The following is a 17,669-nucleotide window of genomic DNA, read 5'->3' as shown; positions in this document are numbered from 1 at the left end:
ATCAATCTTCGCCGCTGATCCGCAGCTCGACCGAGAGCCGCCCGCGCTTGATCTTTAAGATCTCGGTTCTGGGCTTCACCTTTGCCTTCTCCATGGACGGCTTAAGAGCCGTCGCCCGATCCGGCTTGTCGCTGCCCGCCTGAAATCCTGCTTCCTTACCCATTAAACCGACCCCTTTTGCTTGCCTGACTCAACCCAACTTGTAAGACGGAATGACCTGGGCGCCGAACGTCACGGCGACCAGGAAGTTTCCCACCGGCACGCCGAGCCTGTAATAGCTCATCGAAGGCGCCGAAATATGCTGCACAACGTCCCTGCCATCCTGCAGCAGCTCATGCACCTGGCGGTGCAGGAATTGACCATACGCCCGGTCGCTGAGGTTCCGGACGTCACGCATCTTGATGCTAGGATCGAGCGCCCTGGCGGTCGGCATCTTCGAGCCGATCGCGCTCGTCCTCACGGCACCATCAGCTGCCACCATGATATGCACGTATGGCAGCAGGCCCTGCTCGGCTAAAAACTCCTCGATCGCACCGCCGGCCGACCGCAGGCCAGGCGCGCATTCCATCAGCCGCTGCGCTGGCCCATATTCAGAAACGCTCTGCAGCTGTTCGGCATAGGCAGTCCAGTTTCGCTGCTGCCGAACGTCATCGATCAGACCAGGCTGGCCGATCGCTGCGAAATAGTCGTCATAGGCTTCCAGATCTAAGTAGCTCATCGGGTTCTCGCCGGCCCGATGTGCCCGAAGCGTCGAAGGATGCTTCTTGATCGCCGCGGCGACATCCTTCTGATCCAGGCCCGCTAGGCTCACGCGATGGTCGAATGCAGCTTTGAATCGAGCCCCAAAATCCTTCAGGGCGTCCCTTTCATCGCTACTACCACTGCAACCTGTCGTCATGGCGCGGATATATCCTCTCGGTAGAGCGGAATTATCCTCGGTGGTGGTTCTCTGTCAACGACTCATGCTTAAGGCGAGCTGGCAAATCGAAAGCTAGACTTTACCTTCTACGATCGTGGATTTCTTGAGCGCGTAATGTGGCTGTTCATCCACACGATCAATGAGTGCCGCACGGTCAACATGCACCATGAAGAGGGTCTCCGGCGCTGCCGAATCGGCCCAGTAAGCCCAACGCACTGCAGTCGCAGAAGTGAACCCATAACCCTGCAGCCGCAGCGATCGCGCAACGTGCTGCGCTTTGACCAGGCCGAACAGATGATCGATGGGAAACAGCCGCATGAGATGTAGCATCGTCAGCTGCGCCGTGAGGCTCATGACGCCGCGGTCCCGATGCTCCTTGGCAACGAAGCCGCCACCCATGTAGCCCAGGTCGCCGCTGAGGTTGATTGCCGGCAGCGTCGTGACGACAGGCAATGTCGGGCGATGCTCACCGAAGAAGCGCCGGGATTTCAGCAGGCGATTCAGGCCGCCGGTGAGCGTCGGTGCTTTGAGATAACGGCCAGCCTCGATGGCGACGAGATTGCCGGCGCTATCTGTGACGCGAAGCCAGATGAATTTCTCGCGCACATCGACAAACGCCAGATCGAGCGGAGAGGTCAGGCTGTAACCCGGCACCGTGCCGACATAGTCGGCATAGGCTTTCGGGTCATCGTTCAAATGAGCCTTGAACCCGCCTTCGGCAAGCGCCGCAACAATCGCCGCGGCGTGCCGATCGATCTGGCGCGCGATGTTCATTCATTCCCCCGATTCGATGCCCGCATTATTGCCGGGTACATCGCGGTTTTCACCCTCACGATGCAGATCCATCCGCAAAGAGTTCAGCTTTGAGAGTACAGAACGCGAAAGCCGCAGCCACCGATGAAACTCCGTTACCGACGACTCGGTTGCGGTCCACCCAGTCGGCCAGCCCATCAGCATCTCGCCAAAGCGCGGGTTTAAGACTGGGATCGCTTCCGATGATGTGCGCCCAGGCTTCAAGAGCACCTGGACCAGGGGCATAGACAGGCAGCTCGCCGGACGTTGCGCGATAGCGCGCACGCCGACGGTTGCGACGATCATATCCCACCACAGACACCAGATCCGCGCGGCCATTGGCAGCGCGAATTGGTTTCCGTTCGGCGGATCGCAAAACTGCATCGTGGCGCCCACACGCACTTGAGGCCAATCGCCGGCATTGCTCGCGGTCGGCGTGGGCCAGTACGAAGAGTCGCCGCCGGAAATGTGCAGCACCCGCTTCTCGCGCAGAGAACAGGCCCGCCACAAACCGGTAGCCCATTTCTCGTAGGTCGTTTGCGACCACGGGAAATCCGACGCGGAGATGGTGCGGGACATTTTCGAGGAAGAGCCATTCCGGCTCAATCTCACGGACGATCCTGGCGACATGCGGCCAGAGGTGGCGCGGATCCGCCGTGCCGAGTTTCTTGCCGGCCGAGCTGAAAGGCTGGCACGGGTAACCCGCAGAGAGGATATCCACGACGCCGCGCCACGGACGGCCGTTGAAGCTGGTAACGTCACTCCAGACAGGCGCGTCAGATAGCGCCTTGTCTTCCATCCGTGCCACGAGAGCGGCTGCAGCGTAGGCTTCCCGCTCAACGTAACAAACAGTTCGATATTCGGGTTCGGCAATATGGATGCCAAGTTCGAGGCCGCCGCCGCCGGCACAGAGCGCAAGGCCGTTGAAGGGAGATAAAGCCACATTCACTTTACGCTCCCCGAGTCGTTTGCGTTGGTCATCATAGTTTCCTCTATGAATGACGCTCGCTGGCGTTCCGGTGATGGGCTCGCGGCCCTGATCTGATTGATGCTGCCGCACCGAGAACACTTCACTTCGATTCGTCCTGTGACAGCGCCTGGTGTCGATTTGAAAAGCAACCGCTCGCAGCGGCCGCAGCGAATAGACTCCACCTGTTGAGATCCCTATGACATTCCCGCCCCTGCAGGGGTGGCGGGATGGCCCAGATAGGCCGGTCTTGGTCGTGCGAGATCTCACCTCGCGGTTCGGGCTGTTAGCGCAGCCCGACCCCCGCCGGCCGACGCCAGCTGAGGAAATGTCTTGATGAAAATGGTCGATCACGAATCAAGCCTCTGCGTCGGCAGATCTTCGATAAACAGATTGATAAAACACGTATCAGACACTTCGATGATCAGGCGGTCGATTGTTCCGAAATAATCGGCAACCACCTCTTTCACTTCGCCATAGATCGCGTCGGTGATCCTGACGGTTTCACCGACGCGGATGGGCCGCTGCGGGATCAAGGCGCGAAGGCCGCCAGTGTAACCAGGGCGGCGTTCAACGCGGCAGTGATCGCCGCGGGATCGCCGCCGGCGGCCGCTGCGTTGATCGCGTTCTTGCCAGTCATGCGGACCGCTTCGATCTGGGCCGCAACAGTGCGCCAGCCGCTCTCCATCGTCTGCCACAGCGCAACCAGCTCAGCAGCAGATGGTGCGGTGAGACCGACTTCGGCCGCGATGAAGGGATAAGCGGAGAGGTCCGGCGGGGAACCCGCAGCAATCCACCGCGCGGCCTCTTCGATCTTGGTCTGATACACCATTGCCTGGCCGGCGCCTGGCGTAATGAAACGCATCCGGGCCTGCTCGGCCGCCAGATCCACCTGCATTGCGGCCGCAACAGCAAGACCGGCTAGGCGCGCCTCGATCTCTTCGCTCGGAATGTCTTCGACCACATAGGAGATCACTGCCCCGACCTGCTGCTCGCGCAGATATTGCGTGTTGCTGTCGTGGTCAGGCTTCTCCTCGCGAACCAGCGGAAGGACGCCGAGCGCGGCGGCTTCGACTTCCGGCGGATTGAGAAGCCAGCCCGCGCCGTATTGCGTGCCATTTGGACCGGTGAAGCCCTGGTCCGCGGCCACGTTGCCAACATTCGGAATATAAAACTCAGCCACCTGGCTCATTGCCATCTCCCTATCGTGCCATGCCCTGTGCCGCGCAGTCGCCTGTTGCAAAGGCAAACTCCGCGAAGCTCAGGACCACATAAACTCCGCCATTTGCGTTTGCATCGGCCTGTGCTGGCGATCCGCGCTGCTGGATGCCGTTCGCGGTAACTTCGACTGCGCGTGAGGGCGCCGGCCCGGCTGCACTGGCCGAATTGAACGACATGCAGTAGTCGCGCGGATTGTTGGAATTGAGTGCGGACGGCACCACGTAGGAGTCGCCAGCAGAGTCGGTGCGCTTCCAGAACGTTAGCGCCGACGAATGATTGAGCTGGCACATCGGCCCTGGCACAGAACCATGTCCCCAATAGAAACCGATCCCGATCAGCCCCGAAGTCTCGGCGAGAACGATATAGCGGTAGGTGCCACTGGGCTGGCCGCTATGAATCTGGAAGCTGTTGGAGGTGAATGCGCCGATCGAGCCGTCCGTGGTCTCGCCGGCTGACGTATTCAGATAGATCAGTTTCCCGGCAGTCAGGTCCGGGTGGTAGGTGTACCAGGCGCCACCGGCATCGGCGCGGCGCACAATGACAATCTTACGGCCGGTGCCCAGATTGTCGGTGATCGTGGTGGTCACGCCATTGACATGCACCGCCTCGCCCGAGACCACGCCATAGGTTGCACCGGTGCGAATGCTGCCGCCCCAGTAAGAACCGCCAGCGAGCGCCGGAAAGTTCTGCTTCGGGTTCGCGTTGTCAGAAGAGTCGAGAAACTTTGTCGGATCATCGCCGAAGCGGAAGCGCCAACCTTCTGCGCCGGTGCTGCGGATAATATCGATATATGAGTTGCCCCATGCTGCGCGCTTGGTGGCAAGCGCAGAGGAAATATTCGCGCCAGTGTCCACCGCCTGGACGAACGCGGCCGCGGGCCGCACGATCGTGGCTTTAGGCAGCGCAGGAACGCAGAGCGGAAGATATCCGGCTGGCCAGTATGCAGCTGTACGCTGGCCGAAATTCGTGCGCCAGGTCGGGCCACCAGCTGAGCCCGCAACAAACGGATACCAGGTGGAAACGGAAAGATCGAGGTCGGTGCGATAGACGCCACCGCCGCCGGAACCACTAAAGGTCGGATTGGTGCCAGCTATAGGATCTCCGCCGCCGATCCACGAGACGACGCCGGCGCGACGCCGGCCGAGCCAGACCTTGTTTTGCTGAACGCGAACGCAGACCAAGGCTTCATCGCCAACGGTATTCGGCGAATTGGCATCAGCACCGGCGCTACCGGGCAGCATCGTGCCATTGCCGCCATTGCCATACCAGACGTACTGCCAACCGTAAGGCCCGGTGTTGTACTGTGTGTTGCCGGCGGCTTGTGCCTGGGCGATACCGAAGATCGGCCACGAGCCGCTTTCATAGAGGCTCGACCAGAAGTACCAGCCGGTGCGCGGCAGCGCGATAGTGCCAAACGCGGTGTGAGAGGTTGTCGGGCTGACCCGCAAGCCGCCATCCGAAACTGTCTGGCCGGTATATCCGGCCTTGCCTCCCGGATTGTTCGGCGACCATGTGCAGAAGTTTCCGCGAAGATCTGTGCCGATCTTAAAGTTCGTCGGGCTGTCCTTTACGAAGTCCGTTGTAGCGATGCCGGCAGCGGTCGCATTGTTGGCCGCAACATGCGTGCCATCGATCGGCGCGCGGTCTTTCATGCCTTCTGCAGCGGTCGCAGGGGCGTCGCCGGCGTCGCCGACGAACGGGTAGTGTCGGCCATTCAGGCCATAGCCACCCATGAAGTGCCGAAGCGCAAAGGTTCCGCTCTTCGGGTCGAAGCGGCCGAAGTCTGTCGGATCCAGCGCGCCCTGCCCGTCAATGAACTTGAAATCACCGAAAATGAAGCTGCCGTAATTCGTCCGCTCCTTGCCGAGCTGGTGCAAGCCGGTGTTGTTCCAGCGCAGATCGGCATTCTGGGCGATGTAGGAAACCGACGCGAACTGGCTGATCCGCTGGCCCTGAGTAAACATGCGCTGGCGCTCAGCCGCGGTCGCGTGGGGTGTGTTGAGATTAAACAGGAAGTGCAGCCAGCCTGACGTGTCTGTGAACAGCGAGGTGGTCTGCAGCAGCGAGGTGGCGCTGCCCTGTGCATTAGTGATCCAGCGCAGCTGGCCACCGTTGATTGCGCCGAACGTGATGGTATCGTTGCCGGTGTTGTCGGCATCGAACAGCGGCATATAGCTGACAGGATTGACCAGCTTGCACACAATGCTGGCGGTCCACTGCTTGAGGTTTCCGGCAGCTCCGGGCGCCCACGAAATACTTGCCGAGTTGGCGGCATCCACGATCACCGAGCGCTTGGCCCGGTATTTCTGGCAACCGCCCATCAGCAGCGGATAAATGGTCTGGTGCATAGCGATTAGACGATGCTGATCATGCGGCCGGTTGCCTTGCTCGCAGGCAGGCCGGTGCCGATGAAGATGTTGAGCGCGTTCGCGGTGAGCAGTGGTGAGGGCAATTCATTGTCCTCGAACACCCAGTTGGCATTGAAGCCCCACGCACAGTTACCGCCGACAGGCTGCGTCACAATGATCATGAACGGGCGCCCGTTCACGACACTGCCAGGATTGCCCAGGGTGAAGCTGGTCGCCGGTGCGAAGGTGAAAAGGTTTGAGTCCGCGAAGTCGATCGCCACGGGCGACGCGGCAGTCAGCACCTTTGCCGTGCTGCCCTGTGCTTTGGAGAAGGACTGAACCTGGTTCAGGAAAGCGACATTCGCTAGCGAAGGCACGCCGGCGGTAATCAGCGCATTGATCGCCTGGACCACCTGGGCATTATTGGTCTTGTCCCGTGTGAGGCCAGCGGCCGCGACGACCGCTGCCAACTCCTGCGTCACCATATTCAGCCACCAGCTCTCTACTGGAGTGGCAGGGACATCAAGCCCGGCATTGCCGTGTGTGAAGAAGCCGGGCGTACCGACAGCAGGTACGGCGGGCGGCGTTTCGGCGGCCAAGCGATCGGGGAAAAACATGGCTTATTCTCCGTAACTGAACTTGACGAGAGTATGAGCCGGCGCATAACGCCGGATCGTGCATTCGAGTGGTTCATTGCCCCAGGTGCGGATCGGCTCGCCTGCACAAGAGATGCCGGCGCAAAACTCGCGGTAAGTGTCCAGCGGTGCTTTCACGTACCATACGAACCACCACGGTTCATCGCAGCATGGATCGCCGGCCAGGCTGCCGGCACGAAACGGGCGGAACTCCTGAATGGTGATCTCGTAGCCAAGGCGCGCGGCCAGATCGATGAAGTATTGCCGGTCTTGACCACCGGTGGCCGTCAGTTGCGCGACCAGGGCGGCCCGACGCTGCTGCACCGTCTGTTCCGTACCAAAGCATGGATCGGGCAGACCAGTGACGCGCTCCCAGTCGGGCAACAGCTCAAGCGTGGTGCGCGGATCCGCCTCTTCCAGCAGATCTGCGGCACGGTTATGCAGGCGTGCCCAGGTCTCGGCGAACACCTCAAGGATCGCCGTGATGATCGTGCCAGGTGAGCGCGACCAGGCGGCGCCTGGCGGAAGTAGGGCCTGTTGCTGGCGAAGGTATTGATCCGGGGTCGAGCGCATCAGACGAAACTCACAACGCCGAGGGTGCAGATATGCCCGGTGCCGTGGGCGACATCGGCAACCGGTGCAACCAGGCCGTGGTTGTACTCGCCGGCGGCAACGGAGATTGCCTCGCGGATATGCGAATACAGGATCGTGCCACCGGGCACCGCTTCACGTCGGATCAGGTCTTTCAACGAGGCTTTAATTGCCTCTCGTACAGCTGTCGTTGACGGGTTCAGGCCGGAGATCTGGAAATTGAGCGGCACGGCGATCGGCGCCACGACGAACACTTCACACGTAACCGGCCGAATGCTCAGCTGGTCGATATAAGCCTGCACCGCGGTGACATCAGCAGGCTGCGGAATGCCATCGTCATAAGCATCATCCATCATGAAGCGGACAGTCACCGTGCCAAGGCCCATTGCACGCGGCGCAACCCATACCCGCGTCACGCCAGCGACCTTCTTGGCCCAGTAGGGATAATCAAAATCGGCGCCGCCATGCGGTGGCAGCTGGATCCGCTGCAACAGACGCGCCAGAAGGCTCTGCGCGCTTTCGTCATCAGCGCCGCCGGTCAGGCCGCCGACTGCCACTGCGGCCGCAGACTGCACGCCGGCGATCGGAGTGATCAGATTGAGCACCACACCGGCGGCAGCGTTGCCCAGCAGGCCTGCCGATTCCGCTTCCACTGGAGCGGTTGCCGCGCCGTCCTCGATCGTCACCTCGGCCGTGGTGCGGTAAATCAGGCCATCATTCCGCAACAGCCTGGTGCCGGCAGCGATCACGGTGTCGGAGATTCCGGCAAGCGTTACATTGCCGGTCGCGAACGTGGCGGCGCGGGCCAGCACAGACCAGATGCTAGCATGTCGGGCGAGAATATCGAGATCCGACGTATCGGGCAGGATCTGCCGCGCCACCCATTCAATGAAGCCATAGAGCATGTGCGCCGTGCCGGCGATCACATAGGCAAGCACCGTCAGCGCCGAACGCCGCAACCGGCTGTCAGCGCCGGGCAGTCGGACATCGATATCCGACTGGACCCGCGCGACAAGATCGGTTAGCGATGGACGCTGAAACGCCATTGAACGGTTTCCTATTCTGCTTCGGCTGCTTGCCAGATCTGCTCGAAGCGATACCGCTCCGTTGTCCCGTCAGGGCGAGACACTGCGATCCCCAGGCCAAGGCGACCTTGCCCGATCCATTCGGCTACTACCGTGATGGCGCGCGCCACCCCGTCTCTGATCATCCATTGCAGGCTGCGTTCGGCATATGCCTTCGCGCGAAGCCGTGTCTTCTCAGTCTGCTTCTCACGCTGCAACAACCAGAGCAGCGAGCCGGTGCTTTCTTCGGGATCGTCACTGAGCGCATCGGCCCAATAACCGCGGCGCGAGGTTTCATCGTCCGGCAGCTCATCGGCAGCGCCGGCACGCGCATCACTGAACAGCGAAATGATGATGGACGACTTCGGACCAGGCTCAAGCGCAAGCAGGCCCGCGACCACGGCCAGATCACCGGTGAGCGTGACATCATCGAAGGTGACGCGGATATCCATCGTCTTACATCGGTTCGGTGGGAACATCGGTCGGCCCGGCGCCGCCGTTCTCTGGGTGTTTATGTGTGTTATGGCTTGCACGCATACCGGACATCGTCTTGCCGTCGCTGTCGCAGCGGTCCTTGATCTCGCCGGTGCCCTCGACCATTGCCGCCTCGAGACGGATCTTGGTGGCCTTGATCACAATCGTGCCATCGTCCTGCATGTAGATGAACTTGCCGAACATGTCGGCCATCATTGCTTCGCCGGTCTTGAGGTTCTTCGGCCGATAGTCGCGATGATCGACACCAACCGCGACGCCGGCGCCACGGTCGCCCCCCTGGAACACCACCGCGACATCCGCGCCAGGCGGCGGATTGGAATAGAAACCGTAATTCTGGATCCGGTCGGCCCAGAACAGCTCATCCTTCAGGCCCTCGATCTGTAGCCGCTGCAGCACGCCGGCATCGGACACTAGGCGGAGCACGGCGCGGCCGATCGCCAGCTTGACGCGATTGACAGTCGGCCTCATGGCAGCATCGAACAGGCGTTTACTCATCGTTTCAGCTGCCCCTCGGACGTGATCACCTGGGTGCCTTCGGGCAGGCCGGTATTCTTCTTGCCCTTCGGTATTTCCGGGATCAGGCGGAAGGCGTCCGGCCTGGTCATGCTGATCTCGGTGCGGCTGCCCTGGGCGCCGAAGGTGAAGCGCAGCGCCGTAATCAGCAGCGTGTCGTTGATATCGAGGCTGGGAATCTTCACCGGGCAAAGGCTGTTCAGCGGCCACAGCGCGCCATCCGCCTGACGCCAGCCCTGCACCAGAGTAGTAACTGTCACGGACCTGCCAGCACGCACGCCGGCCTCCCATTGGGCACGCTCACGAGCCGCCGCCGTGTCGGCAATGCCTTCTGCGACGATCAGCAGCGGCCGATGGCGGTTCACGCCGCGATCGCCGGACGAACCTTCAATGCCGGCTGTGTCGTCGGGATCTTCTGCCAGCGCACTGGTTGACTGTGCCTTCACCGTGTAGCTGCTGTAACGCTGCGACCAGTCATTCTCGGCCGAGCCACTCAGCAAATTGCCACCTTCGACAATTGCAGAGGCAGCGCGGCCGCTGCCGGCGCGCGTCAGAACCATGCCGCCCCGGCCGTCAGACATCGGCAGCAATGCACGCATACGGCAGGCGCGCTCGATCGCCTCGAACGAGGACTCACCCGGCTGCAGCTTGAAGGGATTGAAAGGAGCCCCAACCGGGATATCGGCCGAAACGGAAATACCAAAGGGCTGCGCCAGCGTCTTGGCAAGCGACAGGGCGTCAAGGCCGGAAAACTCGTCGGGCGTGTGGATTGCCGAGCAATCGACCAGGTCGCCGGTCTTGTCGCGGCCCTTGATGGTGACGCGGTGACTCTGCTTGTCGATCTGGCGCTGGGCCGAGTCGACGTTCCCCACTACTACGGTTTCGCCCGCCAGGCGCAGCTCACATTGATCGCCCGGATCAATCGGCCATCGCACCGCCTGGCCGTCCCACCGCTCGGACAGCTCCAGCTCGAAGCCGCCGGCGATGGCATCGATCTGGCGAATGCCGGTCACATCCTTCCAGCCTGAATAGGCCTTGCCGCCGACGATCAGCTCGGCAATGTCTGCATCAGCCATCGATCAGCACCTCAAGTGGGCGGCCGCCGGGCACAAAGCCCGGATGCCGGATCTTATTGCGCCTGGCGATACTGTCGGCCTTGGATACGTCCTCGAAGCTGTCATAGGCCACGACTAGCGCGGGTAACGTCATCGCCGGCGTGATGGTTGAAACACGGGCGAGATCCGTGGCGCGCTCACGAACGTCACCCGTCACGCCGGCGCGCAGATCGGTGAGCGTGCGGAACACGTCATCAGATCGCGTCGACTCCAGCTCGCGATCGATGCGCTCCGAATACTCATCGCGGACTGCAACGGCTTCGTCATAGCTCTCAAAGTCGTAAGTCGGGATCGAGCGGCCGGCCTCGATGATGGCAGCACGTTCAAACAGGCTGACCAGGGCGGACTGGTTAGACGCCTGGATCCGCCGCGTCTCGGTGGTGAGCGGCACAGGCGTAACCGATGATCCGTAGGACCAGACCGACCGGCTGCTCTGATAGCTTCCTGCGCCATAGCCGCCGATCTGACTCAGCGAGCCGAAGGCGGAAAACAGCTGGGTGCCGAGAGAAAACGGCTCATACAGCGATGTGCCGCGCAGCATCGACAGACCGCGCGAGAAGGCCGAGCGGCCGCCGATGCCGCTGCCAAGGTTCGACACACTCTGCACTGGCGAAGAAATATTCTGCATCAGATCCGCGCCGCCGCTCAAAACGTCGGTCAGCTCTTGCACCGTAAAACCGGGCTGACCGGACAGATTGAAGGCCTTGCTGAAATCTTCGATCGCCACGCCCTGGGCGTTGTCGGCCGCGCGAAACACCTGGCTGCCGCGCATCGGCTGGGCAACGGCCTGTGGTGCGGCGCCGGTTTCAAGGAACGTGAGCGACAATGAAACCAGCCGCCGCTTCGCCTTGTCGTGTCGGGTGCGGACGCCGATGCAGGCAACCTGCTTGACGCCATAGTAAGGATGCACCAGCTCGCCAAGGCCCTGTTCATCACAGGCGGCAAGAAGCTTGTCGCGCTGATCGGCATAGTCGTCGCCGACCAGGTAGGCATCGAGCGCGAACTGCGGATCCTTCTTGCCCAGATCCTCGAAGAACCCTTTGTCGCGGCCGGGGAACTCATGGTGTTCGCCGCGGCGGCCGAATTCGTCATCGGCAACGGCCACCTGAAATGGCACGCCGCGGAATGACGCCTGGCGATAGTCGCGAACTTCGGTCATGGGCCGGCCATCGCCCGGCCGAGATCCATGCTCACACGATCGGCGGTGGTTTCGCCCACGCGCACGCTCATGCCCTGCGGCAGGTTCTCGGCCTTGATCAGAACTTCGGTCTTGCTGTTGTTGTCGCCGGCGCCGGCATTGGCGCGCATCACATCGCCAGCGCCGGTCCGAACCGTGGCAGCGCCGGTGGCCGACTGAGGCATTGCCGATTGCGCTTCGGTGCGGTTGCTGGCTGCCAGCTCGGCAAAGGCCTTCAGCTTGACCGCCATTTCGCCGCCCAGCTGCTTGGGCAACAGGTCGGCGATCTGCGCGACGCCCTTGGCGATGCCCTCCACAAGCGACCAGAAGGCCTCCTTGATGATCGCCCAGGCCTGCTGCAGCTTTGCGGTGACGGTGTCCCAGTGCGTGTAGAGCAGCACGGCGGCCGTGACGATCGCTGCGATGCCGGCAACCACCCAGCCGATCGGTGTTGCCCACATCGCCATACCCAGGGAAACGAAAGCCTGGCCGAGCGTGAGCAGCGATACGATGAACGGGCCGGCCAGGATGAACGCCACACCCTTGAGCACATTGCCCCAGCCGCCGACAGCCTGGGCAAAGGTCTGCATCTGAGGCCAGGTCTCCCGGACCCAGGCGGCGAACTGGATGCCGGCATCCTTCACGGCAATCAGTGCGTCGCGCAGCTGGCCGCCCAGATCCTGGGCCAGCTGCTGCAGCTCGCCGCTGGCGGCCATGCTGTCGATGGTATCGAGCAGCTCTTTAAGCTGCGTTTTAAGCCAGTCGAATGCGCCGCCATCCATCAGCATGCGCGAGAACCTGGTCCACTGATCGGAAAGGTTCGACATCATGCCATCCCAGGTGCCCGACAGCTTGTCCATCGAGCCAGCATACTTATCGTTCCAGATCGACTTGAGCACCGATTCGATCAGGTTGCGGTTATTCGCCGCGACTGCCTTGCGCTGGGTCTTGCCGGCGGCGTCCGTGTATTCGTAGACAATCTGGCTGCCCACCTTGCTGGCCCGGATACCGAATTCCTTGAGGCGCTCGTTTTCACCGGTGACGGCATCGGCGATCGCTTCGACCGTCTGCATGAGCGGCTTGCCCATTGCAGCAGAGGTATCGCCCAGAGTCCGCAGCAGTCCGTTGGTCGGGTTCAGGCCATAGGAGCGCAGCTTCACATAAGCGTCAGTCACCTGGTTCAGCTCGTAAGGCGTGCTGGTAGCGAAGTCGGAGATCCAGCTCATGGCACCCTTCGCCTTATCGCTCGATCCTTCGACGGTGCCCAGGATCGTCTCGAAGCGCTCGAACTGCGCTGACACGTCAAGGAACTGCGTCTTGAACGCATAGATGCCGCCAGCACCGAGCAGGCCGAAGCCGGAAGCGAGCGACGACATGCGGCCGGCCAGCAGCATCGCCTCACCGCTAACGCCACGCATGGCGCCGGCGACGCCGCCGATCCCAGCCGTCAGCCGCGGGATGCCCGCGGCATCGTTGAAGCCGCGCAACGATGAACCGAGCCGGCGTACCGGTTCGGTTGCATTGTTCAGCTGGTCAGCGATCCGGCGCAGCGGCGCGGTCGCCTGGTCAACAGCCTTGATGATGATGGAGAGAGAGAAGCCGGTCACGGCTTACCCCTTGTTCTGTTTGCTGAGTCTGCTCGCGGCGCGCGAAACCCAGAACATGAGATCCGGGCCATCCATTTCCCAAAGCTCGGCCGGCGAGATGTTGAATGGCTCGCCGGCGAGCAGGTCGAATGCGTCTAACCAGTCTTCTGGCCAGGCGTGGTAAAACCCGCCGTGCGCTTGAGCACCTCCATCATGTCGATGGGGTCCAGCTCATCGATCACGGACGGCGCCTGGTCGCTGAGGCGCGCGGCCAGGTCCAGCAGGTCGCCGATCGGGATCGCACCGTCGCCGCCAACCTTCAGCTCGCGAAAGTCGCGGGCCTTGGCCTTGCGGAAGGTGAGCGCGGTGATCTCATCGGAACCGTGCTTGACGGGAACCTTGAGGGTGTAGCTGTTGGTCATCAGCGCACCTCCTCGGCATCCAGGCCCTCAAAGCGAACCTCGATATTCGCTTCCTTGGTTTCGCCCTTGCCTTCGGCCGCGTACCAGGCCTCGCGCAGGGAGATCACCTTGCCGTTGCCCAGCTCAAGGGTGATGGTGGCGCCATCGATCTCCGTGAACTTGCGGAGATCGAAGTCGGGGCTGTCGGTGATCTCGCCCTCGATGTAAGGCACCTGCACCTCTTCCGAGAAGCCATGCACCTTGTCGGCGCCGACGATTGCGGTACGCTTCGGTGCGCCAAGGTTGTACGAGAAACTGCCCTTGGCATCGTAGCGGACGCCATCCACTTTGAGATAGATGCGGCCGGCGCGGCGGTTCTTGGTCATGCTGCTCTCCTGCTGTCAGCGGTTCGTCAGTTGCGGAAGCCGATTTGCACGGCCAGCACATCCAGGCCGTTCACCAGGTTCGGCGGCATGTACATGTTCAGGCGGTTCGGGTTCTGGGCATCGATCTCCGCCTGGGCATCGCGCTTGAACTGCTCGAAGTCCTCGACCAGGCCCAGCTCCTCCATGCGGCGGAACCACATGTAGGACTCAGCCAAAGCCACATTCGGCGTGACGATCGCCTGGCCGGCGCCGTAAGCCGTGCCGTCCTTGGCGAGCTTGAAGTCTACGAACTTGCGCAGCATGAGGTTGCGCCAGTCCCACCGCAGATAGCAGTTGGTGAGCATGGTGCGGACATGCAGGTAACTCGTGTCGTCGGCGCCCACCTGGTTGGTCTTGTAGGTGGTGATCGGCAGAGAGATACGAACGATGCCGCCATCATCCACCGTGTAGGTGGAAATGCCGTCGAAGGTGAGCAGGTTGCGCTCGGCCAGCGTGAACTGGTCTTCCTGCTTGGGCGGCAGGATGCCGTTAAGCGGCAGGCCGCGATATGGCCGCGCCGGATCGATCTGGCCGCGCTGGGCAACGCGGGCCGCATATGCACCGGCCCATTCCCACGGCGGCGACGGCGAACCGTAAACGCCCAGGATCGAGCTGTGCGGCGAGTTACGGGTATCGCCGAGCGTGCCGCAGGCGGAATGCGTGCCCGATAACATCGTGAAGGCGACGCCATCGATCTGCCGGGTCGGACCGAAGCGATCCGCCAGCTCGGTTTCGATCGCCATCAGACTGGCCGGATCCGTATAGGGATGCGCGATCACCTGGTAATGCTCATCGCCGAGCACGGCAAAGGCCGGCAGCAGGTCGGGATTGCCAGTGCCACCGGAGAAGGCCGTCAGCTGGACGGTAAGACCGGCCGGCAGCACTTCGCCATCGTAGTAGTTGAGCCGCAGGTCGATGCTATTGCCCAGCGTGCCCTTGTGCCGCGCCGTCAGATTGATCTTCGCGGTATCGACGCCATCCACCGCCGCAGTGAACGGCAGATCCGGCGTGGCGGCGATCGCAGCAACCGCGGCCGTCGCCATCGCGGCGGCCGTCGCGCTCTGGGCTGCACCGATACGAACCTTGCGGCCGCCAGCCATCAGCTCAACAATACCTGCGGCCGTCGGTGAACCGGTGAACTTGAAAGCGCCCGTAGCAGTGACGCCGGCATTGAGATCATCGAGCGCAACGGCGATCACTTCCGTGAACTCGTTGTTGGCAAAGATCTTGGCAAGTGCCTGTGCCATCATCGAGCCGGCGCCGAAGTAGAATTCACCCTGCTTGGCTGACGTAACGCGGGTCCGCGTCAGCGCGGCAACCGCACCGGTGGCAAGGCGCTGCGCCAGAACAAGGATCTTGTAGGGCATGAGGCTCGCGCCCTCGACAGCTTTCGAGGGATCGAACTCGATATAGACGAACGGCTCGCGCGCGTTGCCAGGGATCTGGTTGAAGCTGATGGTCATGACTTACTTCCCCTTCTTCTTCACCGGCGTGATCTCGACTTCGCCGCGGCGCTCGCAGCGGCGCCAGTGGACGCTGTCGATAACTTCCTTGCCCTCTGCCGGCAGCTGCTGCAGCGGCATGCTGTCGGGATCCAGCACGCGGGCATCCGCGGGCTTGGGCTTCACTAAGATCTTGTTCGGTTCCATCACGCGCCTCCGGTTTGGATGTTGTCTTCTGCGTCGGTCTTGCCGTCCGGTCCTTGCTGTGTGCTCGGATCTGCCCAGTCCCATTTCACGTTGACCAGGTTGAGATCGCTCACGGCTTCGGCGCCGACGCCAACTTTTGAAAGCGTGGTCAATCGCAGTCGCGCCTCATGGCACAGCACGCCGCAGAACAGCACCGGGCCGAGCCGCTCAATCTGCAGGCCAGTCTCATCGTCGCGATCGGGATCGCCCAGCTGCCACACAGCACCGCTCAGCGTCTCGTCATTGCGGAAAACGGCGCGCAGCTGGTCAATCAGCAGATCGAAGGCCAGCTCGCTCTGTTCGCCATCGAGCAGTGACAGATAGCCGACGATCTTCCAGTCGGTGATCTCCATATTGGTATCGCCGCTGTCCTCGACTTCACGCATAGCGCCGCGGCTGACATACCAGCCATTCACACGGCCGCTTTCCTGATAGATCTCGGCCAGCTTCTTCTGGTCGGCGGTATAGCGCTCGAACGGATGCACCTTGCCGATGGCGCCAACCGTCTCCATAGCCTCCACGATGGCGTTGCGGATCGCGTTCGTGCTCATCGCCGGCGCCCCGCCTGGTCACGAACGCGCGCTCCGGCCTTCTCGAAGATCCGTTGCACCTGGCCGCGATTGCGCTCGAAGGCGCGTTTGAACATATGCGCGGGCTTGGTGCCGCGCCGCGAGATAGCCGAGGCGATGCGCCAGGCTGCGGCGGCGGCTTCGTCATAGGGCAGGCCCAGCTTGAGATGCGCCCAGTCTTCCAGCGGCTTCACAGGCGGACGGTGCGGCTTGCTGCCCAGCTCTACCGGGATTGCATGCGCGGCCGAGGTGCCGGCGCCGGCCTCGATGTTCAGCGCCGAGACCACAGGCTTGATCGCGATGATGGATCCGCGCAGCCCGCCGCCAGCGCCTACGCCGGTCGGTGTTTCTTCCTGCGTCTCGCGCTGCAGCAGCATCGAACCTTCCCAGCCGGCGCGCGTGAACTCCTTGCGCGCGATATCCGGCACAGCGACCAGCAGGCCCAGCAGCTGCGCCGCAGAAGGCTGCAGCGCCATTGCGATCTTGAAGTTGCTCATTCCTCGCCTCGCTGCAGCAGGCCGAGGCGACCGGTCGGACGCACGGTGGCGACGGCCGATGCCGGCGCCTGGCGCTTCGGGTCGATGCCGAGATGCGTGTAATACACCTGGCGCATTTCAGCGGCACGCTTGGCGTAATCGTTCGACTTGGCCTGGTGATCGACGCTGTCCGCCTGAATGGTGGCCTGGCGATCAGACGCCTTCGCGCTGGCCATGCCCTGCAGCACCAGGGCAGCAGCCCAGCACGCGACGGCCTCGCGATCATGAATCGGGATGGTGTCCTGATCTTCATTCAGGACATGCCGGCGGGTGAAGCGCATGCGCGCGGTGCCCACTGCACCAATCTCGCCCTGGGTGCGGATCTCCGGGCCGGCTGGCGTGGCGGTCACATACCAGCTCTCGCTGCTGAGTGTGCGAGGCGGGATCTGGCCGGCCGGTGCCTCGATCTGCGTGACCACACTGAAGTCGTTCTCGTAGGCTTCGGGAAGCGGCAGCAAGGTGCCCACGGCGATAACATCGGCAACGTCACGGAACGGCCGATCCAGCGAGTAACGCTGAACGGCGGCCGCGATGCCCTGGGCAAGATCGGCGGTGGAGATCTCTCCACCGCCGTCCTTCGCCAGCGCATTCACCATTGCCTGGATATCGCCGAGGGCCATTGTGCTG

The 17,669-nt window shown here is 62.3% G+C and carries 22 protein-coding genes; all 22 read right to left on the bottom strand.

Annotation, left to right across the window (positions count from 1 at the left end; translation table 11 throughout):
• Position 1: 1 nt before the first annotated feature.
• Entirely contained in the window at positions 2 to 163 is a 162-nt protein-coding gene (locus AAG799_RS00930) for a hypothetical protein (RefSeq protein WP_341893902.1), read from the bottom strand.
• 27 nt (positions 164 to 190) lie between these two features.
• Complete coding sequence (locus tag AAG799_RS00925; protein WP_341893901.1) at positions 191 to 898, bottom strand: hypothetical protein; 708 nt, start codon at positions 896 to 898, stop codon at positions 191 to 193.
• Positions 899 to 991: 93 nt separating this feature from the next.
• A complete protein-coding gene (locus AAG799_RS00920; protein ID WP_341893900.1) occupies positions 992 to 1,693 on the bottom strand; it encodes a hypothetical protein in 702 nt (233 codons plus the stop codon).
• A gap of 55 nt (positions 1,694 to 1,748) precedes the next feature.
• Positions 1,749 to 2,771 (bottom strand): DNA cytosine methyltransferase, encoded by a 1,023-nt coding sequence (locus tag AAG799_RS00915; RefSeq protein ID WP_341893899.1) that lies wholly within the window; start codon positions 2,769 to 2,771, stop codon positions 1,749 to 1,751.
• Positions 2,772 to 3,028: 257 nt separating this feature from the next.
• Complete coding sequence (locus tag AAG799_RS00910; RefSeq protein WP_341893898.1) at positions 3,029 to 3,214, bottom strand: hypothetical protein; 186 nt, start codon at positions 3,212 to 3,214, stop codon at positions 3,029 to 3,031.
• Entirely contained in the window at positions 3,211 to 3,870 is a 660-nt protein-coding gene (locus AAG799_RS00905; protein ID WP_341893897.1) for a hypothetical protein, read from the bottom strand. The genes AAG799_RS00910 and AAG799_RS00905 overlap by 4 nt, the downstream gene beginning before the upstream one ends.
• 10 nt (positions 3,871 to 3,880) lie before the next feature.
• Positions 3,881 to 6,247 carry a hypothetical protein gene (locus AAG799_RS00900; protein ID WP_341893896.1) on the bottom strand — a complete coding sequence of 789 codons (2,367 nt, stop codon included), beginning with the start codon at positions 6,245 to 6,247 and terminating at the stop codon, positions 3,881 to 3,883.
• A gap of 5 nt (positions 6,248 to 6,252) precedes the next feature.
• A complete protein-coding gene (locus tag AAG799_RS00895; RefSeq protein ID WP_341893895.1) occupies positions 6,253 to 6,864 on the bottom strand; it encodes a hypothetical protein in 612 nt (203 codons plus the stop codon).
• Positions 6,865 to 6,867: 3 nt separating this feature from the next.
• Entirely contained in the window at positions 6,868 to 7,455 is a 588-nt protein-coding gene (locus tag AAG799_RS00890; protein ID WP_341893894.1) for a putative phage tail protein, read from the bottom strand.
• A complete protein-coding gene (locus AAG799_RS00885; RefSeq protein ID WP_341893893.1) occupies positions 7,455 to 8,519 on the bottom strand; it encodes a baseplate J/gp47 family protein in 1,065 nt (354 codons plus the stop codon). The genes AAG799_RS00890 and AAG799_RS00885 overlap by 1 nt, the downstream gene beginning before the upstream one ends.
• Before the next feature lie 11 nt (positions 8,520 to 8,530).
• On the bottom strand, positions 8,531 to 8,989 hold the full coding sequence (locus tag AAG799_RS00880) for a phage GP46 family protein (RefSeq protein ID WP_341893892.1): 459 nt from the start codon (positions 8,987 to 8,989) through the stop codon (positions 8,531 to 8,533).
• Between the two features lie 4 nt (positions 8,990 to 8,993).
• Positions 8,994 to 9,527 carry a phage baseplate assembly protein V gene (locus tag AAG799_RS00875; protein WP_341893891.1) on the bottom strand — a complete coding sequence of 178 codons (534 nt, stop codon included), beginning with the start codon at positions 9,525 to 9,527 and terminating at the stop codon, positions 8,994 to 8,996.
• Complete coding sequence (locus AAG799_RS00870) at positions 9,524 to 10,621, bottom strand: phage baseplate assembly protein (RefSeq protein WP_341893889.1); 1,098 nt, start codon at positions 10,619 to 10,621, stop codon at positions 9,524 to 9,526. The genes AAG799_RS00875 and AAG799_RS00870 overlap by 4 nt, the downstream gene beginning before the upstream one ends.
• Positions 10,614 to 11,819: a DNA circularization N-terminal domain-containing protein gene (locus AAG799_RS00865; protein ID WP_341893888.1), complete on the bottom strand. Its 1,206-nt coding sequence runs from the start codon at positions 11,817 to 11,819 to the stop codon at positions 10,614 to 10,616. The genes AAG799_RS00870 and AAG799_RS00865 overlap by 8 nt, the downstream gene beginning before the upstream one ends.
• Entirely contained in the window at positions 11,816 to 13,444 is a 1,629-nt protein-coding gene (locus tag AAG799_RS00860) for a tape measure protein (RefSeq protein WP_341893887.1), read from the bottom strand. Before AAG799_RS00860 ends, AAG799_RS00865 begins: the two co-directional genes overlap by 4 nt.
• A 134-nt stretch (positions 13,445 to 13,578) precedes the next feature.
• Positions 13,579 to 13,845: a phage tail assembly protein gene (locus tag AAG799_RS00855; protein WP_341893885.1), complete on the bottom strand. Its 267-nt coding sequence runs from the start codon at positions 13,843 to 13,845 to the stop codon at positions 13,579 to 13,581.
• A complete protein-coding gene (locus AAG799_RS00850) occupies positions 13,845 to 14,210 on the bottom strand; it encodes a phage tail tube protein (protein ID WP_341893884.1) in 366 nt (121 codons plus the stop codon). Before AAG799_RS00850 ends, AAG799_RS00855 begins: the two co-directional genes overlap by 1 nt.
• A 26-nt stretch (positions 14,211 to 14,236) precedes the next feature.
• The gene (locus AAG799_RS00845) at positions 14,237 to 15,712 is read right to left on the bottom strand and encodes a phage tail sheath subtilisin-like domain-containing protein (RefSeq protein ID WP_341893883.1); all 1,476 of its coding nucleotides are present in this window, start codon (positions 15,710 to 15,712) and stop codon (positions 14,237 to 14,239) included.
• A 3-nt stretch (positions 15,713 to 15,715) separates the two neighbouring features.
• Positions 15,716 to 15,898 (bottom strand): DUF2635 domain-containing protein, encoded by a 183-nt coding sequence (locus tag AAG799_RS00840; RefSeq protein WP_341893882.1) that lies wholly within the window; start codon positions 15,896 to 15,898, stop codon positions 15,716 to 15,718.
• On the bottom strand, positions 15,898 to 16,488 hold the full coding sequence (locus AAG799_RS00835; RefSeq protein WP_341893881.1) for a hypothetical protein: 591 nt from the start codon (positions 16,486 to 16,488) through the stop codon (positions 15,898 to 15,900). Before AAG799_RS00835 ends, AAG799_RS00840 begins: the two co-directional genes overlap by 1 nt.
• On the bottom strand, positions 16,485 to 17,003 hold the full coding sequence (locus AAG799_RS00830) for a hypothetical protein (protein WP_341893880.1): 519 nt from the start codon (positions 17,001 to 17,003) through the stop codon (positions 16,485 to 16,487). The genes AAG799_RS00835 and AAG799_RS00830 overlap by 4 nt, the downstream gene beginning before the upstream one ends.
• Positions 17,000 to 17,662, bottom strand: a complete 663-nt coding sequence (locus tag AAG799_RS00825) for a hypothetical protein (RefSeq protein ID WP_341893879.1) — start codon at positions 17,660 to 17,662, stop codon at positions 17,000 to 17,002. Before AAG799_RS00825 ends, AAG799_RS00830 begins: the two co-directional genes overlap by 4 nt.
• Between the last annotated feature and the right edge of the window lie 7 nt (positions 17,663 to 17,669).

This window comes from Ferrovibrio terrae, assembly GCF_943371255.1.
In the GTDB taxonomy this organism is placed as follows: Bacteria; Pseudomonadota; Alphaproteobacteria; order Ferrovibrionales; family Ferrovibrionaceae; genus Ferrovibrio; species Ferrovibrio terrae_B.
The sequence above is the reverse complement of the archived record's forward strand: the minus strand, read 5'-3'. Positions and strand labels throughout refer to the sequence as shown.